General features: G+C 69.6%; 16 protein-coding genes. 10 read left to right on the forward strand and 6 right to left on the reverse strand.

The genetic code is table 11. The features are described 5' to 3' along the window. The first annotated feature begins 10 nt into the window (after positions 1–10). The 4 genes from RIA68_08825 to gatB are packed head-to-tail and all read left to right on the forward strand — an operon-like array spanning position 11 to position 4,840. Complete coding sequence (locus RIA68_08825; GenBank protein MEQ8317545.1) at positions 11–769, forward strand: tyrosine-protein phosphatase; 759 nt, start codon at positions 11–13, stop codon at positions 767–769. Between the two features lie 3 nt (positions 770–772). Then, positions 773–1,666 carry a menaquinone biosynthesis protein gene (locus RIA68_08830; protein MEQ8317546.1) on the forward strand — a complete coding sequence of 298 codons (894 nt, stop codon included), beginning with the start codon at positions 773–775 and terminating at the stop codon, positions 1,664–1,666. A 3-nt stretch (positions 1,667–1,669) separates the two neighbouring features. Continuing rightward, on the forward strand, positions 1,670–3,244 hold the full coding sequence (locus RIA68_08835; protein ID MEQ8317547.1) for a hypothetical protein: 1,575 nt from the start codon (positions 1,670–1,672) through the stop codon (positions 3,242–3,244). Positions 3,245–3,253: 9 nt separating this feature from the next. Beyond that, positions 3,254–4,840 carry an Asp-tRNA(Asn)/Glu-tRNA(Gln) amidotransferase subunit GatB gene (gene gatB / locus RIA68_08840; GenBank protein ID MEQ8317548.1) on the forward strand — a complete coding sequence of 529 codons (1,587 nt, stop codon included), beginning with the start codon at positions 3,254–3,256 and terminating at the stop codon, positions 4,838–4,840. Here gatB and RIA68_08845 read toward each other — a convergent pair whose 3' ends face one another. The 3 genes from RIA68_08845 to RIA68_08855 all read right to left on the reverse strand — a co-directional run bounded on the left by RIA68_08845 (position 4,841) and on the right by RIA68_08855 (position 8,675). Further along, positions 4,841–5,665, reverse strand: coding sequence for a type II secretion system protein (locus RIA68_08845; protein ID MEQ8317549.1), 825 nt, complete (start codon positions 5,663–5,665; stop codon positions 4,841–4,843). Between the two features lie 169 nt (positions 5,666–5,834). Beyond that, positions 5,835–6,935, reverse strand: coding sequence for an LptF/LptG family permease (locus tag RIA68_08850; protein ID MEQ8317550.1), 1,101 nt, complete (start codon positions 6,933–6,935; stop codon positions 5,835–5,837). 9 nt (positions 6,936–6,944) lie between these two features. Continuing rightward, on the reverse strand, positions 6,945–8,675 hold the full coding sequence (locus RIA68_08855; protein ID MEQ8317551.1) for an LptF/LptG family permease: 1,731 nt from the start codon (positions 8,673–8,675) through the stop codon (positions 6,945–6,947). 54 nt (positions 8,676–8,729) lie between these two features. Here RIA68_08855 and RIA68_08860 point away from each other — a divergent pair, with 54 nt between their 5' ends. Beyond that, positions 8,730–9,710, forward strand: coding sequence for a glycosyltransferase family A protein (locus RIA68_08860; GenBank protein ID MEQ8317552.1), 981 nt, complete (start codon positions 8,730–8,732; stop codon positions 9,708–9,710). A 36-nt stretch (positions 9,711–9,746) separates the two neighbouring features. Here RIA68_08860 and RIA68_08865 read toward each other — a convergent pair whose 3' ends face one another. Further along, positions 9,747–12,182 carry a peptidylprolyl isomerase gene (locus RIA68_08865; protein MEQ8317553.1) on the reverse strand — a complete coding sequence of 812 codons (2,436 nt, stop codon included), beginning with the start codon at positions 12,180–12,182 and terminating at the stop codon, positions 9,747–9,749. 181 nt (positions 12,183–12,363) lie between these two features. Here RIA68_08865 and RIA68_08870 point away from each other — a divergent pair, with 181 nt between their 5' ends. The 3 genes from RIA68_08870 to RIA68_08880 are packed head-to-tail and all read left to right on the forward strand — an operon-like array spanning position 12,364 to position 16,596. Further along, positions 12,364–14,568, forward strand: coding sequence for a glycosyltransferase (locus RIA68_08870; protein ID MEQ8317554.1), 2,205 nt, complete (start codon positions 12,364–12,366; stop codon positions 14,566–14,568). Continuing rightward, positions 14,484–15,941: a pyridoxal-dependent decarboxylase gene (locus tag RIA68_08875; protein ID MEQ8317555.1), complete on the forward strand. Its 1,458-nt coding sequence runs from the start codon at positions 14,484–14,486 to the stop codon at positions 15,939–15,941. The genes RIA68_08870 and RIA68_08875 overlap by 85 nt, the downstream gene beginning before the upstream one ends. A gap of 19 nt (positions 15,942–15,960) precedes the next feature. Further along, positions 15,961–16,596, forward strand: coding sequence for a hypothetical protein (locus tag RIA68_08880; GenBank protein MEQ8317556.1), 636 nt, complete (start codon positions 15,961–15,963; stop codon positions 16,594–16,596). On the opposite strand, the gene RIA68_08885 is transcribed toward RIA68_08880, so the two are convergent. Further along, positions 16,593–17,453 (reverse strand): LuxR C-terminal-related transcriptional regulator, encoded by an 861-nt coding sequence (locus tag RIA68_08885; protein ID MEQ8317557.1) that lies wholly within the window; start codon positions 17,451–17,453, stop codon positions 16,593–16,595. The two genes, RIA68_08880 and RIA68_08885, sit on opposite strands and share 4 nt — an antisense overlap. Positions 17,454–17,643: 190 nt before the next feature. On the opposite strand from RIA68_08885, the gene RIA68_08890 reads away from it, so the two are divergent. Further along, entirely contained in the window at positions 17,644–19,260 is a 1,617-nt protein-coding gene (locus RIA68_08890) for an FAD-dependent oxidoreductase (GenBank protein ID MEQ8317558.1), read from the forward strand. A 230-nt stretch (positions 19,261–19,490) separates the two neighbouring features. Next, positions 19,491–20,144 (forward strand): hypothetical protein, encoded by a 654-nt coding sequence (locus RIA68_08895; GenBank protein ID MEQ8317559.1) that lies wholly within the window; start codon positions 19,491–19,493, stop codon positions 20,142–20,144. Positions 20,145–20,160: 16 nt separating this feature from the next. Here RIA68_08895 and RIA68_08900 read toward each other — a convergent pair whose 3' ends face one another. Further along, positions 20,161–21,024: an EF-hand domain-containing protein gene (locus RIA68_08900; GenBank protein MEQ8317560.1), complete on the reverse strand. Its 864-nt coding sequence runs from the start codon at positions 21,022–21,024 to the stop codon at positions 20,161–20,163. Between the last annotated feature and the right edge of the window lie 168 nt (positions 21,025–21,192).

A 21,192-nucleotide genomic window follows, 5' to 3' on the forward strand; every position in this document is an offset into this window, starting at 1 on the left:
ACCCTTGGCCATGACCGAGACCCCCGCAGAAGAGGCCCCGGCGCCCACCAAGAAGAAGCGACGGCGCGGCAAGATCGCGCTCGTGCTCGGGTGGATCGTGCTGCTGGCCGGCGTCGTCTGGTACGTCGACGAGGGGCACGAGCTCTTCTGGCCCAAGCGCTGGGGCGTCGTCCAAGAAGGCGCGATCTACCGCAGCGGCGAGCCGCGGCCGATCGCCACGGCCCGGCCCGTCAAGGCCCACGGCATCCGCACCATCATCGACCTGGGCGCCCACACGCCGGGCACCGACGAAGAACTCGCCGCCCAAGAGACCGCCGAGGAATTGGGCATCACGCGCTACCGCTTCGGCCTGATCGGCGACGCGACGGGCGACCCCAACGACTACGTCGCGGCGCTGCGGCTCATCAACGACCCGGCGAACCAGCCGGTGTGGGTGCACTGCGCCGCGGGCAGCGAGCGCACGGGCATGCTCATCGCCCTGCACCGCGTCATCGTGGACGGCTGGGACGTCGACCGCGCCTACGACGAGACCCACGCGTACGACCACGACGACAACGAGTACCTCCGCAAGATGCTCGACCGCTGGCTGCCCGACATCGAGCGTGCCTACCGCACGGGCGAGATCATCGCGTACGACCAGGCCGCCGACGGCCTCGGCGGGGCCGGGCGGATGGAGACCAACGGCGGGCGGACCGGGCCGTTCGAGGCGCGCCCGGCCGCGACGCCCGAGCCCGAGCCCGAATCAGAGCCCGAGCCAGAGGGAGGCTGATCGATGGACCCCATCCGCGTCGCCTGCGTGCAGTACCTCAACACGGCGCCCCTGGTCGAGGGCCTCGAGAAGCTCGAGGGGCTCACGCTCATCCCCGCCGTGCCGGCCGACATCGCCCCGATGGTGCGCGCGGGCGAGGCGGACGTGGGGCTAGCCTCGGTCGTCGACGCGGTGGGCGACCCCGAACTGGCCATCCTGCCGGCGGGCATGATCGGCTGCGATGGGCCGACGCTGACGGTCCGGCTGTTTTCGACCGGCCCGCTGGAGCACGTGCAGACCGTCGCCGCCGACGCCGACAGCCACACGTCGGTCGCGCTCACCCGCGTGCTGCTGGCCGAGCGCTTCGGCGTGACGCCCGACGTGATCCCCTTCGACGCGAAGGAGCGCGTGCCGCTCGGGGGCAAGACCATTGAGCAAGACCGGCTCGCTCAGGATGGAGAGGGCTGGCCCGCGTGCCTGCTGCTCATCGGCGACAAGGTCGTCACGCACAGCCCGCCGGCCGTGCGCTACCCCCACCAGCTCGACCTGGGCGAGGCGTGGCGCGAGCTGACGGGGTTGCCGTTCGTGTACGCGGCGTGGCAGTGCCGGGCCGACGCGCTGCGGGACGACGCCGGCCGGCGACGCATGGCCCTGGCCAGCGCCATGCTCGACCGCCAGCGGCGGCACAACCAGACGCGGCTCGACTGGCTCATCCAGCAGTGGGCTCCCAGGGCTCGCTGGCCGGTCGACCTGGCCCAGCGATACATCGGCGAGCTGCTGCGGTACGACCTGGGCGCGCGAGAGCGCGAGGCCGTCCTGAAGTTCTTCGAGCTCTGCGCTCGGCACGACATCATCGAGAGCGAGGCTCCGACCTTCGCCGAGCTGCCGCGGCCCGAGGCCGTCCCCGGGAACGCCTAGCCCATGCGCACGCGGAGCCCGGCCAGCCAACCGGCGCTCGACGCGCTCGCCGAGCTCCGCCGCGCGCCGCGGCACGTCGTGCTCCGGGCCATCGAGCGATTGGAGGCCGCGGCCAGCACCCTCGACACCAGCGCGAGCGTACCGGCCGGCTGGTTCCTGAGCACCGCCTCGGGCTACGCCATGCAGGTCGCCGGCCGTGTAACGGGCGACGTCGCGCTGACTGATGCGTGCGCGATGATCGAAGACCTCTGCGTGACCGCCGACCTGCGCGACACCGACTTGCCCGACTGCTGCCTGGACATCCGCGAGCTCTCCGAGCAGTGGAACGTGGCACAGCGGACGATCCACCGATATCGCGCGAAGGGGCTGCCGGCCCGCAGCGTCCGGTCGGGCAAGACGCGCAAGCTCGTGTTCACGCCGGGCGCCGTCGTGGCGTTCGAGGCCCGCCGGCCCGAGGGCATCGATCGGGCTCGATCGTTCACGCGCATGGACGGCGAAGACCGCCAGCGTGCGCTCGCCCGCGTCGCCGAGCTGCGAGAACAAGGCCACTCGCCGAACGCCGCGGCCCGCGCCGTCGCCGACGAGATGGGCCGTAGCCACGAGGCCATCCGGCAATTGCTCGCGCGCGGCTCCGGCGGTACCGATTCCTGGACGGAACGAGAACGACGGATCGCGCTCCGCGCGCACGATCGGTCCATCGAGCCAGCGGACGTGGCCAAGCGGCTCGGGCGCGACGCCGGCGCGACGCGGCGCACCATCGACGCGGCCCGACTCGCTCGGCTGCGCGACCTCGAGTTGCCATCCGCCAGCCTCGACGAGCCCGCCATGCCCCACGCCCCCCTCGGCGCGCCCGGGCCGACGCTGCTGGCCGACCTGGTGTCGGAGATGCGCGAGGCCAGCGTGCCGGACCGCGCCGCCGAACGGCAGATCACGGCGTACGCCTGCTACCTCGCCGCGCGCGCCGCCTTGACGATCTCGCACGAGCGGGCGGCGAAGCTTCGGGCCGAGCCGATCGACCGGGCCGAGACGGACCTGCTCTGGGCCGCCCGGCTGCGCGTGGAAGCGCTCCGGCCGCTGCTTGGCATCGTGCTGCGGGGCGTCGAGGCGAGGCTCGGCGGGCCGATCGAGTCGCTGCCGGTCCGCGCCGCCACCACGCGCCTGCAGCTCGCGCTGGCCGCCGCCGCCGAGGCCGCCCATCGCTACGACCCGAGCCACGGCGGACGCCTGAGCGCCGCCGTCACCGTCGCGGTCGACCGCGCCGCCGGCGACGCTCACCCGCCCGAGACGCGCTCGGCTAGCGCCCGGCGGACGTTCTCCCAGGCAACGACCGACGACTGGACCCGCCGCGTCAGCCCGTGGCAGGGCTTCCTCGAGGCGCCGCGGCTGCTGCGGGCGGGCGTCTACCAGATCGACGCCGGCCAGCGATCGCTGCTCGAGGCGCGCTTCGGGCTGGGCGAGGGGCCGCACACGCTGGCGGAGCTGGCCGAGCGATTCGACGTCCCCAGGCCGTGGATCGCGCGGCGTGTGCGAGAGGCCGCCCGCGCCGCGATCGCCGCCGGCCGCAGCACCGCCGAGTAGGATCGACCGATGACCACGACCGCGCCCGAGATGACCGCCCAGCAGCGCGCCAGCGCCGAGATCACCGACGTCCGGCTCGTCGTCGGGCTCGAGGTCCACGTCGAGCTGGCGACGCACAGCAAGATGTTCACGCGGGCCCGCAACCCGACGTCGGCAGCGGCCCGCAGCGCCGAACCCAACACGCTGATCGACCCGGTCGTGCTCGCGCTGCCCGGCGCCCTGCCGACGCCCAACGCCCACGCCATCGAGCTGTCGATCGCCGTCGGCCTGGCCCTGGGTTGTTCCATCGCCCAGGTCACACGGTTCGACCGCAAGAGCTACTTCTACGCGGACCTGCCCAAGGCCTACCAAATCAGCCAGTACGACCAGCCGCTGTGCTTCGAGGGCCGCGTCGACGTGCCGGCGTTCAACGATCGCGGCGAGGTCGACCTCGATGCGCCGCGCACGCCAATCCGCGTAACGCGTGCCCACCTCGAGGAAGACGCCGGCAAGCTGCTGCACGAGGCGCCGGGCGGCCGCGCCATCGACCATTCCATCGTCGACCTCAACCGCGCCGGCACGCCGCTGCTCGAGATCGTGACCGAGCCCGACTTCACCAACGCGTCGCAGGTCGAGGCCTTCTGCCGATGGCTGCGACACACGGTCCGGCTCATGGGCGCGAGCGAGGGCGTGCTGCAAGAGGGCCACGTCCGCTTCGAGCCCAATATTAACTGCGTGCTCACGCTCGCCGGCGGGCAGACGGTGACGACGCCCATCGTCGAGGTCAAGAACCTCAACAGCTTCCGGGCCGTTGTCGGCGCCATCGAGTACGAGCATCGCACGCAGCCGGAGCGCTGGCGCGAGGACGGACGCGTCATGGGTCCCGGCGCCAAGGCCACCTATGGCTGGGACGACGCGAACCAGCGGACGATCGTGCAGCGCGAGAAGGAAGACGCCCACGACTACCGCTACTTCCCCGACCCCGATCTACCGCCCGTGCGCATCGCCAGCGACATGCTCGACCGTGCCCGCACGCTCGCGGCCGAGCCCTGGCTCACGCACCTCGAGCGACTCACGAGAGATCTCGGCCTGCCGATCGCCGACGCCTCGATCATCCTGAACGACGCCCCGACCGGCGCGCTCTTCGATCGCGCGCTCGAGTCCCTGCGCACAAACGGCCACGACGCGAGCAAGTCAGCCAAGCCCCTGGCCAACGCCATCACGCAGAAGCTTGCGAGCCTCGCAAACGAGCGCGGCTGCGCGCCGGGCGAGCTCGAGATCTCCGCCGCGCAGCTCGCCGACCTCATCAGCCTGCGCCTGGCCGGGGACGTCAGCAGCAACGGACTGGACGAGCTGCTCGAGGCGATGGCGACCGAGCCGACCGACGCCGATGCACGAACGCTCGCCGAGCAGCGCGGCTTGCTCATCGTGCAGGACGCCAGCGCGATCGACGCCTGGTGCCAGGCAGCCACCGACGCCCATCCGCAGGCGGCCGAAGAGGTCCGCGGCGGCAAGCAGCAGGCCATCGGCCGCCTCATCGGCCACGCGATGCAAGAGGCCAAGGGTGCCGGAGACCCGAAGGCCATCCGCGCCCGCCTGCTCGAGATGCTCGCGTAGCTAGTAGATCCAGGGAATCGGCGGCGTGCCGATGCGCGGCCGCGGGCCCTTCACCGGATAGGGCACGGTCTCGTAGGCCGTGCCGAGGCCGTCCTCGAAGTTGGTGTGCCGCACCGACCCATCGAGGAAGAGCACGTTGCCCGTGTCGGGCTCGGGGTGCCACGAGGCCTCCACGCGCCACTCGCGGTCGACCACGATCTGCCACTGCGGCACGGCGATCAGCAGCATCCGCGAGGGCATGGTCTGGATCTCGTGCTCGGCGATCGGACCCGCGGGCATCTCGGGATCGAGCAAGCGCCGGTCGAGCAACAGCGGATTGGCCCGGTAGCTCGTGCCGAACCGCTCGAAGACGGTCGGCTGCGGGAAGACGTCTTGCGAGACGGGCCTGCCCGAGCGTTCGGTCCAGCGGTAGCCGCGGTCGAGCGGCGACCGGAAGAGGTACGCCAGGCGGTCCGAGTCCTGCTCGCTCTCGGTCATGACGTAGCCGTTCATCGGGCGATCGCTCGCCAGCACGGCCCGGCGATCGGCGCCGAAGAACGACGCCCCGCCGTACTTCCAGTCGGCGTTCTCCCGGAAGGGCATGGCCTGGTGGTCATCGACGTATTGACGCCAGCCGATGCCAATCTGCCTCAGGTTGGTCGCGCACACTGCGCCGTTGGCGGCATACCGGACGTACCGCAGCGACGGGATCAGCAGGCCCAGGAGCACGGCGACGATGCTCATAGTGATGAGCAACTCGAGCATCGAGAACCCGCGACGCGCTCGCCCGCGTCGCGTCGGCTCGCCGATCCGCTGGATTGAAATCGTGCCCAAAGGCGTGCTCATGGGAGCCAAATCCTAGACCTGCCGACTTCGGCCCCCGCCCGCCGAGCCCGGGGTGCCGTCGCCGTTTGTATGCCCGAGCCACCCGATCCGTTGCACGGAACGCCCCGAGAAGCAGGAATCGTCAAGATCCTGCGGAGCGGCCGAAATCGAGCATCGATTCGCTGCTCATTCAGGTCTGGACGCTCGTCGCCGCCGCGGCCGCCGCCGGCGCCAGGAGCATGGCGGGCAGGAAGACGCTCAGCCAGCCGGGCATGCCAGCGATCGGCGCAGAAACGCCAAGAGCCGACAGGACGAGGGCCGCCAGCACGATCGGAGCACACTTGGCCGCCTGCACGCCCATGTTTCGTGGCTCACGGGTCACGAAGAACGGCAGCGCGATGATGAGCGACAGCGCCATGGCCACCCACGAGCCCACGCGCCCCCACCGGTCGCGCTGCAGGCGACGCTTCAGCTCGGGCGTCAGGCTCTCGTCCTGGCCCAGCATGCGGCCCAGCGTGGCGAAGCTGAGGTGCTGGCCCAGCCCCGCGAACCGTCGCACGGCCAGCGCGCTCGGGTCCATCTCGGTCTCGATGCGGTCGATTGCCTGGGGCGCGCCGCCGACCCCAACGGGCTGGGCCACGCCGCCTTCGAGCAGCCAGGCCGATCCGTCCCAGGTCGCCCGCTCGGCGGAGATCAGGCGAGTCGGCACGCCTACCTCGTCGCGTTCCCACACCTTGAGCCCCCGCATCTCGCCCGCATCGGGGTCGAAGACGCTCGCAAAGAACAGCCGGCCGGAGGCATCGGGCGTCGTCGGCAGGTTGGTCACACCGATCTTGGCGTCCTCCCGGCTCACGCGCGGATCGTCGGCCAGCAGGACGCCCACGATGCGCGGCAGCACGAGCTCCTGGTTCGCCACGCCCAGCAGCATGAAGCCCAGCGCCACGACCAGCACCGGCGCCATCGCACGCCACAGGCTGATGCCGCTGGCCAGGACGGCGACCAGCTCGCGCCTCGCGACGAGCTGCGCGGCCGTGAACCCCAGCCCCGCCACCAGCACGAAGCCAAGCGTGAAATTGAACAGCTGCAGCAGGCGGGGCCACCACAGGCTCCAGATGACCGAGATGGTCGCCAGCGACTTCGAAAACAGGTCATCGTGCTCGCCCGCATAGCGGACGTATCGGTGCAAGTTGAGCGATGCATCGACGACGACGATGAAGCTGCCCAGGATGAGCAGCAGCAGCGTGACGTTCACGAAGTACTGCTTGGCGATGGTTCGATCGAGCAGCCGCACGCGTTCCCCTTAGCCCTTCCGCCTCGCGATGCCCACCGACGTCCACGCGACCAGCCCCGCCAGCACCACCGGCCCGCCCCACAGCATGGGCAGCGCAATCGGGCCGTAGTCCTCGACCATCTCCTGGCCCGTCGAGACGACCAGGATCATCGCCAGCGCCGGCAGGAACGCCGCGAGGTAGGCCGAGAGCGGCGGCGCTTCCTGGAAACGGATTGCCGCGACGGCGCCGGCGATTGCCAGCACGAAGGCCGCCGCGCTCAGCGCCAGCCGCTCCTGATGCGTGCCCAAGATCTCCTTGCGCGTCTTGGCGATGCGCTTGCGCAGGTCGTTGGTCGGCGGCGTCAGGAACGGATCCTCGCTGCCCCAACGCTCGTTGTGCGCCTCGACGGCGACGAAGAGTTCCTCGCTCGACATCGCGAGAGTCTGGGCCACCGGATCGCCCTCGACCTTCAACGGACCTAGCGTCATCTCTTCCCGCACCCCGCCCACGCGAGACTCGGCGTCGGGCGTCTGGGCGACCGCCGTTCGCACGTTCTCGCCCAGCAGCATGAGTTCCATGCCCCGGTTGGCTGGGTCGCCGGTCAGGTTCGCCTCGATTGTGGCGGCTTCGATCTCGAAGCGGTCGAACGAGCGCGTTCCGCCCCGCTCCGGGCGGTACCGCTCGACCACGATGGGCTGCGAGCCTCGCGGCTTCAGCCGCCAAGCCTTGGCCTGCTCGTCCCAATCGATGCCGCCGGCGCGGAGCACCAGCGTGGAGTCGTCGGCCCCGATGACCTGCACCGCCCCGCCACCGCGCAGCTCGTTGACGGTGCGCTCGATGATCATCCGCAGGGCAAGGTGGAAGGCGAGGTCGCGCCGCGCGGCATCGATCGGGCCGAGCGGGTCGGGGTTCTGGTACGCGCTGCGCATCTCGCCCCAGGTGAGGAACTTTGGCCGATCGCCCGCGCCACCCGGCATGAAGAGCGTGTCCTGGAACTCGCCGACCTTGCCGTCGGCCAGCCTGCCGGCGTCGCCCACCGCATCTCGCACACGGTAGATGACCTCGCTCACGCGCTCGCCGGGGGCGCCCGGAGGTTCGTCAGGGCCGACGAGGTCGGCCTCGGTGATCTCGCGCGGCTTCATGACGAACAGGTCGGCCCGCTCGGCCGCGCCCCAGCTTGCCATCGCGCCCTCGGGGTCGAGCTTGACCAGGTGAGCCCCGAGCAGCACGAGGTGGGCCTGCACGCCGGGCTGGTCGACCTCGGGCGTGAATACCTGGTCGGCGTAGAGCAGGAAACCCTCGACCTGGACGGCCTCGCCGCGCTCGATCGTCCGGCTGATGAGCCCGGCGGCCTGCCCCGAAGCAACCTCGCCCATCCGCTGCAAGAACCTCGGGATCACCTGCTCGCTGAGCACGCCCAGGGTCGCCGTCAACACGACGCCGGTCACGATCGCCGGCGCGAGGAGCGCCAGCAGGCTCATACCGCCGGCTTGGGCGGCCATGAGCTCGCGCTCCTGGGCCATGCGGTGGTACGCCAGCGTACCAGCCAGCGCCCCCGAAAACGGGATGGCATAGGCCAGCATCGGCACCGCCGCCAGGCCCATGAACTTGAGCGTGTCGAAGGCGGTGAGCTGGCCCTTGGCGTAGTGCTGTACCGACGCGCCGAAGGCCGTCACCAGCACCAGCACCGCCGTGATCAGCAGCACGTGCCGCCACAGCTCGAGGGAGATATGCCCGATCAGGGTCCACGACACGCGCACGCCGGACGATAGGGGCCGGCCGCGCCATCGGCCCGGGGGGGCTACAACCCTGGCATGCCCGACGAGGCCGGCCACGCCCCGCCGATGACGAGCGTCGTCATTCCTTGCTTTAACCACGGCCGCTTCGTTGCCGAGGCGGTTCGCTCGTGCCTCGACCAGGCCGGCAGCAGCATCGAAGTCATCGTCGTCGACGACGGCTCGGACGACGGCTCGACGCCCGCGGCCTGCGACGCCCTTACGGGCCCGGGCGTGCGCGTCCTGCACCAGCCCAACGCCGGGCTGCCCGCGGCGAGGAACGCCGGGGCCAAGCTCGCAAAGGGCCGGTTCCTCGTATTCCTCGACGCCGACGACTGGATCGAGCGTACCTTCACCGCGACGCTCGGCACGCTGCTCGACGACAACCCCGAGGCCAGCCACGCCTATTGCCAGGAACGCCTGACCGACCTGGGCAACGACGTCGTCTGGCGGGTGCCGGCGTGGGACCCCATCCTCCTGATGGTTACCAACCTGCACCCGGTGACCTGCCTGATCCGCCGCGACCGCTTCGAGGCCGCCGGCGGCTTCGACGAGTCAATGACCGACGGCTACGAGGACTGGGACCTCTGGCTGCGGTTCGCCTCGCGCGGCTGGCACGGCGTGCGCTGCCGTCAGCCGCTCTTCAATTGGCGTCGCCATAGCCAGCAGACCATGATCGACGACGCCGTCACGCGGCACGAAGCGCTCTACCACCGGCTCCTTGAGAACCACCGGGCGTTCTTCGAGGCCCACGCCGTCGACGTCGCCGCCCGCGCCAACGCGCTGCTCCGCCGATCGGACGCCCACTGGATCGACGAGACGGGCCTGCCGATCGAACTGCAATACCTCCACGCCGTGCGCGATGCATATCACGGCTCGGGCGCCATAGCCCTAGCGCGTCGCGTTGATGGGCTGGTTCCCGGCGCTCTGCGCCGCCTCGCTCGCCGCTTCGTCGCCCGTCGCTCGAACACGATGGACCATCCGGCCTCGCAGCCACGAAACAAAAAACCGGGAGCGTAACGCTCCCGGCTCGACATGCTGCTTGGCAGGCGTGGATCAGCCGCCGATTCCGCCGTCGAAGACGTCGTCGGACAGGTCGACCAGCGTGCCCTGGCCGAGCGTGCCGGTGCTCATCGTCACCGATCGCCCACCAAATCCGTCATCGCCGATGCGCGAAAGCGACACGCCGAATTGGCCCGCCATTGGCGTCGTGCCGCCGCCCGACGGAATCGCGATGCCCGCGATGAAGATGGTGTAGCGGCCCCAGTCCTCCCCGAGCGTGATGGTGGCCAAGACGTCGTTGAACTCGCGGGCCGAGATGCTCGCGCTCTCGCCCGGTTCCAGCATCGGCAGGAATCCGAACTGCACGAACTGGCTGCGATCGAAGAAGTAGAACTGAACCGAGAAGTTCAGCTCGACGTCGGCCGTGTCGTTGTACGGGTTGTACAGCGAGATGACCTCGCCGTTGTCGCCCGGATCGAAGCCGCCCGAGAGGATGACCAGGTCCGACAGCTGCGTCTGGAAGGCCGTCGACTGTGCCTCGTTACCGATGACGGCGGTGTACTGGCCCGCGACCGGCAGGGTCGACTCATAGCGAACGGTCAGGAACTCGCCGGGCTCGAACTCGCCGCCGAGTTCGAACACCAGGAGATCGAGGTTGAACTCGCCGCGGTCCCGAGGCGCCAGCACGATGTTGCGAGTACCCGAGAACTCGGCCTCGTCGCTGATCGTCAGCGTGATGACCGTGCCCGACAGCCCCGTGTTGAGGAAGGTCAGGTAGGCCTCCTCGTTCGGGTTGTTCGTGTACTGGACCCCCGTCAGCACGCCCTCGGTGTCGCCGCCGCCAACGACGCCCAGTGCGCCATACGCGACGTTGGCGAAGGCGGCCGAGCCGTCGGCGGTCAGCAGCGAGTCGTACGTACTCATCGAGGCGATGATGGGTACGTCCGATTGCACGTCGATCGCCTGCACGCCCTGGGTCGCAAAGCCGAACGAGTTGTGCAGCTCGATGCCGCCTCGGCGATGGCCTTCCAGCGCAAACGTCGTCGTCTGGAACGAGCTGGCGTCGGTGTAGACCGTTACCGTGACCGTCCCGGTCATGCCCGTCAGGTTCTGCCAGACGATGTACGACTCGCGCGTATCGATGTTGTCGAGCGAACCGTCCGAATCCGTGTCGCCGATGGTCGACGCCAGTCCGCCGAAGCCCCAGTTCAAGAACGCGCCGGGGCCGCGAGCGTCCAGGTCGGCGAAGTTCACGAACGACTCGGTCAGCGTCGCGCCGAAGTCGGTGTGCGTGAGCGAGGCGCTCATGCCCTCGGTGCTCTGCACCTCGATGGCGAACGGCGTGAACTTGCGGGCCTGCGCCGCTTCGGACCCACCGGGATCGCTCACCGCGATGCGCGTCCGCGTGCCCGGGTCGAGCATCCCGCTCGCCAGCACCTGGTCGCGGACGCCGGTCTCGTACCGCAGCACGATCTGGTAGAACGAGGCCGAGCCGCTCGACGTGTTGGTCGTCAGCTCGACGAACGTCACGCTCGTGTCGTTGGCATAGCCCTCGGGGTTCCCCACGAGGAAGGTATAGAACTTCTCGGCATCGGCCGGCTTGATCACCAGCGTGCTGTTGACTTGCACCAGGAACCGCTCTTCGAGCGACGTGCTCCGAATCTCGCCCGGCGCGATGAAGCCCGGATCGCTGCGCACCGGAACATCGGTGAGCGCGAAGCTCACCACGTCGGCGTCCGGATCGTCAAGGAAGAACGGCGACATCGAAGGGTTGCCCTCGTTGTCGGTCAGGTTGCCCTCGTCGTCGACGAAGACGTCGGCGAACACGAACGTGTCGAGGTTCTGGATGGCCTGCACCACCGTCCACGAGCGGTCGTTGGCCACGCGGCCGAAGACCGTGAAGTCCTGGGCATCCAGATCGATGTCGCCGAAGCCCTGGCTGCCGTTGTTGTCGCGCAGGTTGATGAAGAACTGGCTCGTCGCCGTATCGGTGCCCAGGCTGGTCACCAGCGCCATCGCGAGCGACCGCTCGACGTTCGAGCGATCCGGGTTGGATTCGTTCTCGATGGCGTCGTCGGTATCGACACGGCTCAGCCCGTCGTCGTCGTTGAAGATGAATCCGCCGCCCTGGATGATGAACGGATCTCCATCGATGTCGGGGTTGGTCGAGTTGACGTTGACCGAGCGATGGAAGAAGCTCTCGAAGTAGCGCCCGCTATTGACGTAGTTCAGGAAGTTCTCGACGGTGACCGGCGCCGCGCTCGCCCCACCGGGCCCGCTGCGGTCGTACAGCTCGAAGTCGATCTCGCCCAGCGTGGTCTTGAAGCGAACCACCGTGTTCTCGGGGTCGACCAGGTCGGAGATGTCGGGGAAGCTCGCGTCGAGCAAGACGCGCGGCTCCAGGGCCTCCATCAGGGCCGATTCCTTGGGTCCCTGCCCGCGGCCAGCGATCCGATCCATCCAACCCAGCGCGCGTCCATACAAAGACATGGTTCAACTCTCCGTTTGGTGTTCGCCCGCCGGGCGTGGGGCCGTGGTCCATCGGCCGGTGGCGGGTCGTCCTGCCGCTCCGTCGGGCGGCTGCGGGGGCAAGCATGTTAGCGTCCAGCCAGGGCCGTCGCCGATGCGTCGCCTCCCCGCATCCTTCTTTGTGTGCCGTACGCTCCTGCCCATGGAACGGTTGACCGGGTCCGGCCAACAACCTTCGTCCCGGCCTCTCGACGGCCCCGACCAAGCGCCGAGGCTCTGGGTTATCAGCCCCTGCTTCAATCGGCCGGCCGACGCCCAAAACCTTTGCCGCGCGCTCGCCGATCTCGTGCTGCCATCCGATTTCTCCCCCACGCTGCTTCTGGTCGATAACGCGAGCCAGCGCCCAATCCGCGACTCGCTTGCGCCGGGCGCGCTGCCGAACCCCTGGACCCTCACGCACCTGCCCCAGCCGGCCAACAGCGGCGGGAGCGGCGGATTCAACGCCGGATTGGCGTGGTGCATGGGGCATTCCCGCACGCACGATCTCGTCTGGCTGCTCGACAGCGACGCCGCCCCGGAGCCCGAGGCCCTCGGCCACCTGTTCGGCGTGCTCTCACGGACCGATGCGGCCATGGTCGGCTCATGCCTCGTCGATCCGGAGTCTCGCGAGCCCTTCGAGTGCGGCGGGCTCGTCGATCGGCGAACGGGCGAGTACGTGCAGCACCCGCCCTTGGGCGACGAGCCAATCAGCTGCGATTACCTGGCCGCCTGCAGCATCCTGACGACGCCGGCGGTCGTCCGGCAATCGGGCCTGTTTCCCGAGACCTTCCTCAACGGCGACGACGTGGCCTGGGGCTGCCGCGTGCGCGAGGCAACCGGCCGGCCACTGCTGGGCGTCCCCGCCAGCCGCGTAGCCCACCCTCGGCCCGACCGCATGCGGACCGTCGCCCGCTACTTCGCCGCCCGGGGCGCGATGATCGCCCTGCCCGAGGCGCGCACGCCGGTGTTCCGCCGAGCACTGCGTGAATCGGCCCGGGCCGCGTCGCTGCACGCCGCCGGGCTCCATGCCCTGGGCGAACTCCACCTGGCGGGGCTGCGCGATGCGGCGGCCGGGCGGGTCATGGGCCCCCTGCCCAGCGGCATCGACCCCGGCAACCCTGATCTGCCGGGGCTGACGAGGGAAGAGGCAGTTCAGAAGGCCTCCGGTCGCGGCCGCGTCGTGGGCGCCCGCGGGCGACGCGGCGACCTGCTGAACCCAGCTGGCTCGATCGCGCTCGACGCACAGGGCGGATGGTCGATCACGACCTCTCGGCTCACCCAGGCCCGGCGTGCAGCCACCGCGATGGCGCGTGGCCTTGGCCTCGCCCTCAGATTGCGACGCCGCGGCGGCGCTTTCGGGCACGCGCCGCCAGCGCCGATGGCCACGCAGGTCCGCAGCGCCGACCACGGCCTGAGCATCGTCATCGTCGCGTACAACCGCAAGGACGCCCTGCTGCGCACGCTCGCGCACCTCTCCAGCAGCGAGCCGTCGGCGAGCGCCGAGGTCATCGTCGTCGACAACGCGTCGGCCGATGGCACCGCCGAAGCCGTCCGCGAGCGATTCCCGGCGGTTCGATGCCTGGAACTCGCAGAGAACACGGGCGTCGCCGCGTTCAACCGCGGCGTCGAGGCGGCCTCGGGCCAGACGGTGCTCATCCTCGACGACGACTCGTGGCCCGATCCGACGGCCCTGGCCCTCGCCCTCACGCTGCTCGAAGAACGCGAGGACGTCGCCGGCGTCGCGCTGCACCCCAGGCACCCCGACGGCGGGCGGAGCGAGTGGCCCTTCGCCCGACGCGTGCGCCAGGCCTGCGACGCCTGGCCGCTCATGGGCTGCGGAAACCTCGTGCGGAAGGACGCCTGGCGTCGCGCGGGCGGCTACTGCGAGGGCTTCTTCCTCTACCGCAACGACACCGACCTGGCGCTGAGCCTCTCGACCATCGGCAAGGTCTGGTTCGACCCGTCGTGGGTCGTCTGGCACGACAGCCCCGCCGCCACACGCAAGAGCGTCCGCTGGTGCCACCTCGCCACGCGCAACTGGCTCTGGATGGCTCGCCGGCACAGCCGCCACCCCGGCCGATTCTGGGCGTGGCTGGGCGTGCTGCAGGCGTTCCGGCTCGCCGGTTTACGCCCGGCGGCGGTCATGGCCGTCGTCCGCGGCGTGTTCGACGGCCTGATCGGCACCGCGCCCCCCACCACCGCGAGTGCGCCCGAAGGCTGGAAAGCCCTCATCGCGCTCCGCCTGGGCAAGCCGATCTCGCAGACGGCCCGCTACGTTGGCCCATGCCCGATGCCCCAACCCAACCAGGCCCAGCGCACCTCACGCCCGAGCAGTTCCGAGCCCTCGCCCACCAGACGCTCGACCTGATCCTCGACTACCACGCCACCATCGACGCCCGGCCCGTGCGATCGCAGGCCGAGCCGGGCGACGTGCTGGCCGCCATCCCCGACGCCCCGCCCGAGCAACCGGCCGGCGAGTCCGAGTGGCCGGCCATCTTCGACGACGTCCGCGGCATCATCCTCCCGGCCCTCACCCACTGGCAGTCGCCCGGCTTTTTCGGCTACTTCCCGGCCAACGGCTCGTGGCCGGCCGTGCTGGGCGACCTCCTGAGCACGGGCGTGGGCGTGCAGGGCATGCTCTGGCAGACGGGCCCTGCCATCACCGAACTCGAGACCAAGATGCTCGACTGGATGGCGAAGCTCTGCGGGCTGCCCGAGCGGTTCTTGAGCACGAGCCAGGGCGGCGGCGTCATCCAGGGCACGGCCAGCGAGGCGACGCTGGTGGCCATGGTCGCCGCCCGGCATCGCCTGAGGACGCAGCAGCCCGACGCCGACCCGCGCACGCTCGTCGCGTACACGAGCTCCCAGGCGCACAGCTCGGTACTCAAGGCCACGCGAATCGCCGGCGTCGAGCACCTGCGGCTCATCAAGACCGATGCTGAGCATGCGCTCGACCCCGAAGAGCTCCGCCAGCGGCTCCGGGCAGACCTTGATGCGGGCCTGACGCCCTTCTACCTGTGCGCCACGGCCGGCACGACGAGCAGCGGCGCCTTCGACCCCATCGGCGCGATGGCCGGCATTCGTGACGAGCTCTGCCCAAGGGCCTGGCTGCACGTCGACGCCGCGTGGGCCGGTTCGGCGGCGGTCTGCCCCGAGCACCGCGGCTTCCTGAACCGGCTCGACCGCGCCGACAGCTACTGCACGAACCCACACAAGTGGCTGCTGACGAACTTCGACTGCGACCTGTTCTACGTGGCCGACCGCCAGACGCTCATCGACTCGCTGAGCGTGAGGCCCGAGTACCTGCGCAACTCGGCGACCGACTCGGGCGCCGTCATCGACTACCGCGATTGGCAGGTGCCCCTGGGCCGCCGCTTCCGCGCGCTCAAGCTCTGGTTCGTCATGCGGCACTACGGGGCCCAGGGCCTGCAAGCCCACATCCGCCAGCACGTCGAGTGGGCCGATTGGTTCGAGCGGCAGGTGCTCGCCGACGAGCGATTCGAGCTGGCCGCTCCGCGGTCGCTGTCGCTCGTGTGCCTCCGCCTTGCCGGCGACCGCGACGACGACACCCGCCGCCTGCTCGAGGCCGCCAACGACACCGGGCAGGTGCTCTTGACGCATACGACCTTGCCCGAGAGCGGACGCGAGCGATACGCCATCCGCGTCGCCATCGGCGGCTCGAACGCCACCTTCGAGAGCGTGCGGGCGTTGTGGAACTTGCTGGCCGCCCACGCGGGGTGACGCCGGCGTACGCTGCCGCGTGCCCGCTCGTGTGCTCACCATCCTGCTGCTGGCCTGCTGCCTTGCCGGCTGCGCGACGAGGCAAGCGTCGACCCAGCCAGCCGCGGCGACGTTCGTCGTGCAAGCCCAGGACTACGGGGGCGCCTTCAAAGCGGCCAAGGGCGTGCTGCTCGACCGGCACTTCGAGCTCGAGCGCGTGGATGCGAGGGCGGGCATCATCGTCACGCGGCCACGCTCGGGGGCGGGCCTGCTCACGCCGTGGACGCTCGGCCCGGGGAGTCGGCCGGTCGAAGACACGATCAACGCGCAACGCCGCGTCGTGGAAGTCCGCTTCGAGCCGGCCGAAGAAACCGACCGCCCACCCGGCGGCGTTCCCGACGCGCTGGCGAGCCCGCAACCACCGCTGCCTCCGAGCCAGGCGGCGGGGGCCATCGTCGTCAGCGTGCGCGTCCTCATCGAGCGCCGCGTCGCGCCAACGCGCCGGCTCGATGCCTCGGCCATCCGGATCGTGTCCACGCCGTTCGACCCCCGCCTCAGCCGCCGTGGGCTCCCGATGACGTACTACGCGCCACGGGACCTCGACGCCGACGCCTCGGCCGCGCTCGCACGTTCGGTGCAACGCCGGCTCGGTACACCCCAAGACGCAGAGGGCTAGCCGCCTTCCCCGAGCATGCCGTCCGAGGGCGGCAGTGGCACGCTTCGGATGGCGCAGCCGACGAGCGCCGCACGCGTGTGCACCCCGAGCTTGCGGTGCAGAGACTTCACCTGGTCGTGCACGGTGTACCTGCTGCGGCCGAGCGCTTCGGCGATTTCCGTGACCGAGCCGCCTTCGACCAGTCCACCGAGCACGACGCGCTCGCGGTCGGTCAACCAAGGCCGGGTCGCCGGGCTGCCGTTCTCCGCGAGGGCCGCCCGGACGATCGCGTGCATCCAGGGCAGCAGCCGGCGCAGCAACCAGGCGCGAGCGGCGATGCCGGCCTCGTCGTCGTCCGACGGATTCCCACCGACCTGGACGGTGATGGTCAGGGCGCCGGGATGGCGGCCGCAGGCAAGGCCGGCCAGTTCGAGACCCAGGTTCACCGAGGCAAACGCGCTTACCAGCCCACTGACTCCGGCTTGATCGGCCTTCGGCTGGCTCACGAGGTAGATCGCGGGCGAATCGCCTTCGGACAGCCCAGGCCAAGGAAACTGCTTAGGCGTGGTCGCGGCGTTCGACGGCAGCTCTCGCAGCCGACCGCCAACCCCGACGGACTCGCAGGCCCAGCCGCCGGGACCTTCGAAGCGTCCGATCTGCAGCATCACGCCACGATCTTCGCCGCACAAGGAAACCAGCGCGTCCGCGAGTCGGTCGGCCAGATCTGGCGTCGGGACGGCCGGGATGCAGGAGAGGTCAGACGCGATCCGCAGCGCCCGCATCGCCACGTCGAATTGGCGGTCCGGATCTTCATGGGACTCGTCCTGCCGTTGACCACCCGTGTATGCCGCACGTTTATACTGTTCTCCTGCAAGCATGCGATCGCTCCCTTGTATCGGGGGAGTATCGGATACCGAACGCATGCGTGACGGGCCCCGAACGGCGGTCCGTATCGTGATTCCACGGATCTGTGCGACGAATCAGGATCCGGGCCTCAACGACACGGATGCGTGCGAATGACGCTCTCATCCGCCGCTCGACACCGAACGAATGAGGATCGACTTCTTGATGCACGAACGCAGCGGCACCCACGAACCCACGGCTGGATCGCTTCCCGCTGACGCACGGGTCCTGATCATCGGGGCCGGGCCAACGGGCCTGGGCGCTGCATGGCGGCTGCGCGAGCTGGGGCACGAGAACTTCGTCGTGCTCGAGGCCAATCCCTACGCCGGCGGATTGGCGCACTCGTTCGTCGACGATGCCGGCTTCACGTGGGACATCGGCGGACACGTGATGTTCAGCCACTATGACTACTACGACAAGGTCTTCGATGCGGTCATGGGCGACGAATTCGCGCTCAATGATCGCGAGAGTTGGGTGCGGATGCGCGGCACGTGGGTGCCGTACCCCTTCCAGAACAACATCCGCTACCTGCCTTCAAAGGACGCCGCCGACTGCCTGATCGGCCTGATCAAGGCCCAGGCGGCCGACGCCCCGAGCTTCAGGGACGCCGCCAACTTCGGCGAGTTCATCGACCGCGTCTTCGGCGAGGGCATCGCCCGCCTGTTCATGCGGCCGTACAACTTCAAGGTCTGGGCCCACCCGCCCGAGATGATGAACAAGCACTGGATCGGCGAGCGCGTCGCGGTCATCGACGTGGAGCGAGCCGTCCGAAACGTCGTCGAGGGCAAGGACGACTTCGGCTGGGGGCCCAACAACAAGTTCAAGTTCCCCCTGCGCGGCGGGACGGGCGAGTTCTATCGCAGGATGGCCGAGCGCCTGCAGGACGCGATCAGGCTCTCGACCCGCGTCGAGCGCATCGACTCGGCCGAGAAGATCGTGACCGTCCGGAACGCCGATGGCTCGGAAGAACAGCTGCCGTTCGACGTGCTCATCTCGGCGATGCCCGTGGACGTCTTGTGCAAAGAGGTGGTTGCCGACGCGCCCGATCACGTCAGAACCGCCGCCGCGGGGCTGCTGCACTCGGCCGGGCACATGGTGGGCGTCGGCCTCAAGCGGCCCTGCCCGAGCACCAAGAGCTGGATGTACTTCCCCGAGGACGACTGCCCCTTCTACCGCGTCACCTACCTCAGCAACTACTCGCCCTACATGACGCCCGACCAGTCCGGCGACAACGCCACGCACTACTCGCTGCTCTGCGAGACCAGCGCCAGCGCGCACAAGCCCGTCGACCCGGCAAGCATCGTCGAAGACACGATCACGGGCCTCGAGAACGCCGGCCTGCTCGAACCCGGTGACCGCCAGGACGTCGTGAGCACCTGGCACCACGCCGTCGAGTACAGCTACCCCACGCCGTCGGTCGACCGGGACGAGCGGTTATCGGTGGTCATCCCCTGGCTCGAATCGCGGGGCATCTACAGCCGCGGCCGCTTCGGCATGTGGAAGTACGAGGTCGCCAACACCGACCACACGCTCATGCAGGGCGTCGAGGTGGTCGACCGGTTGCTGCTCGGCCAGCCGGAGCACACCATCGGCATCGTCTACCAGGTCACCGAAGACGGACGCGAGGCGGCCGGCCACGATCGTCCTTCGGTGGCCGGATCGGGCGAGAAGCGGTTGAAGATGAGCAACACCCCCGCGCCGGCGACCGACGCGTCGCAAGACGTGGCGGAGACGGAACTTGGGGCGACGCTCGGCTCGGGCCAGCGCACGGGTCGTATATGAATCGGGATTAACCCGGACAATAACCGCCGGTGGACCCAGTGCGGGCCCGGAAAGCCCTGCGGTTTCTGTCGGTTGCGCCGGCTATTCCGGCGAATGGTGGCCGAGTCGCAATCCCGGCGCACACTTACAGCACAGAGGAACACGGCTCCCTCGTGGTGGCCGGAATAGGGGTACGGCTGTCTGCCCTGCATGTTGTGTTGTGGTCGGTCACGGATGGAAGGCTCCGGGGTATGGGCGTTCTCACCAGCCAATCGAATAACCCCCTTCTTGGGGGACGGTGGCAGGCCGACGTGCTGGCCATGGCCGACGAGGCGCACCTCGTCGCATGGTCGCCCTCGCCCAGGCGCCAGCTCGATTTTCTCGCGTCGCTGGGCCAGTTCCTGCAGGCCCAGCGCTACACCGAGGTCTTCCGCTTCCAGGGCCGGCACATCCACGACCTGGAGTCGTTTTGTGCGCAGCTCGAGCGGAGCGTGCCCGGCCCGTCGCTCGCCCGCCGCGTGCACGGCCCGCGTGGGGTCGTCTCCATGCTCCGCGGTCGAGACCCTGCCCACAGCGGGCCGGCCAGTCGCTTCCGCTTCCTGCTCTGGGACGACGCCCACGTGTTGCTCGAGAGCGACCGCCAACTCTTCGGCGAGCTCGTCGACGCCATCGTGGGCGTGTCGGCCGAGTCCGAGTACGTGGGCGACGACCTCTTGCTGATCCAGCGGGCCATGTTCGCCGGCAACGCCTCGCTCAAGACCTACGCCGACGACCCGCGCGGCCAATTCAAGATCTGGTTGCCCGACGGCTTCGACGAGCCGTTCTGGGAAGTCGTCACGGGCATCGAGGCGCCGTCGATCACGACGCTCTCGATCGACCGCCTGATCGATCCGACGGGCCGTTGAATCCAGAGCAGACTCTTCAGCCGCAGCCGGCCATGAACGCCGCCTGGAAGCAGGCGAAGTCGTCCATCGACACTTGCCCATCGCCGTCGCAGTCGGCGCTCGATTCGCCGGCGGCGAAGGCGTTCTGGAAGCACAGGAAGTCGAAGATGGTGAGCGCGCCGTCGTCGTCGCAGTCGGCCGTGCACGTGAAGCTGCCGTACACCTCGTAGGGCAGGGAGACCTGCACGCCGCCCTCGGTCTTGTTGCGTGCCGGCCGCCAGGCGCCGAGCACGCGCTGGCGGGCCTGGCCGATCACCGGCTGCGCATCGTCGCCCAGATATGGGCTGTAGGGTCCGCCGTCGAGGCTGCCCTCCATGGTCCACACGAGCCAGTAGTCACCGGCCTCGACGGCCCAATCCAGATCGCCGGCGGTGAGCGCGAACACGGGGCGATCGATCGTGAACGACACGCCAGTCATGGCGACGAACGCGTTGGCGGGCTCGACGCTCGACAGCATGTTGGCTTCGATGTCGCCCGCGACGCGGGTGCTGCCAGCGTCTCCGGGTCGGCCTTGCCAGAGTTCGAGGCCCAGCGAGTCGATAGTCGGGCCGTCGATGGCGCCCTGCTGATACGCGTAGACCACGACCGACTCGATCGTCGCGTTGCCATCGAGCGTGATGGGCTCGGCCAGGCGGTACGCCAGCGGCGCATGGGCACTGACGCCCGCCGAGGCACCGTCGGGCAAGGCCCAGATCAGGTCGGCTCCGGTTTCGTGGGCCCCGGGCATGGCCGACAGCGGTCCGTTGCTCGCCAGGCGTTCCTGACCAAAAGCAGCGGCGCACCCGAACGAAGCAAGAACGATACCGGTCCGCACCGCGGCGATGGTCGTGGTCTGGGCCATGGGTCTCCTCCGAGTACAGATTACGCGCCGCCCCGCTCCATCGCTACACCGTGAAGGGCGGGCCCGCCAGGTGCCAGCGAACGCCGTGCGTGACATCCGCGACGGGCCGGGCGCAAGATCCGCCTGTCCCGGAAATTTGCGTTCCTTTGCCCAACCGGGATAAACCAC

Source organism: Phycisphaerales bacterium, assembly GCA_040217175.1.
In the GTDB taxonomy this organism is placed as follows: domain Bacteria; phylum Planctomycetota; class Phycisphaerae; order Phycisphaerales; family UBA1924; genus JAHCJI01.

Excerpts from the sequence above, each read along its gene's own strand:
- RIA68_08895 (MEQ8317559.1), top strand. The coding sequence starts at position 19,491 with ATGGGCGTTCTCACCAGCCAATCGAATAACCCCCTTCTTGGGGGACGG.
- RIA68_08830 (MEQ8317546.1), top strand. The coding sequence starts at position 773 with ATGGACCCCATCCGCGTCGCCTGCGTGCAGTACCTCAACACGGCGCCC.
- RIA68_08860 (MEQ8317552.1), top strand. The coding sequence starts at position 8,730 with ATGCCCGACGAGGCCGGCCACGCCCCGCCGATGACGAGCGTCGTCATT.
- RIA68_08870 (MEQ8317554.1), top strand. The coding sequence starts at position 12,364 with ATGGAACGGTTGACCGGGTCCGGCCAACAACCTTCGTCCCGGCCTCTC.
- RIA68_08845 (MEQ8317549.1), bottom strand. The coding sequence starts at position 5,665 with ATGAGCACGCCTTTGGGCACGATTTCAATCCAGCGGATCGGCGAGCCG.
- RIA68_08885 (MEQ8317557.1), bottom strand. The coding sequence starts at position 17,453 with ATGCTTGCAGGAGAACAGTATAAACGTGCGGCATACACGGGTGGTCAA.
- RIA68_08875 (MEQ8317555.1), top strand. The coding sequence starts at position 14,484 with ATGCCCGATGCCCCAACCCAACCAGGCCCAGCGCACCTCACGCCCGAG.
- RIA68_08835 (MEQ8317547.1), top strand. The coding sequence starts at position 1,670 with ATGCGCACGCGGAGCCCGGCCAGCCAACCGGCGCTCGACGCGCTCGCC.
- gatB (MEQ8317548.1), top strand. The coding sequence starts at position 3,254 with ATGACCACGACCGCGCCCGAGATGACCGCCCAGCAGCGCGCCAGCGCC.
- RIA68_08890 (MEQ8317558.1), top strand. The coding sequence starts at position 17,644 with ATGCACGAACGCAGCGGCACCCACGAACCCACGGCTGGATCGCTTCCC.
- RIA68_08865 (MEQ8317553.1), bottom strand. The coding sequence starts at position 12,182 with ATGTCTTTGTATGGACGCGCGCTGGGTTGGATGGATCGGATCGCTGGC.
- RIA68_08900 (MEQ8317560.1), bottom strand. The coding sequence starts at position 21,024 with ATGGCCCAGACCACGACCATCGCCGCGGTGCGGACCGGTATCGTTCTT.
- RIA68_08825 (MEQ8317545.1), top strand. The coding sequence starts at position 11 with ATGACCGAGACCCCCGCAGAAGAGGCCCCGGCGCCCACCAAGAAGAAG.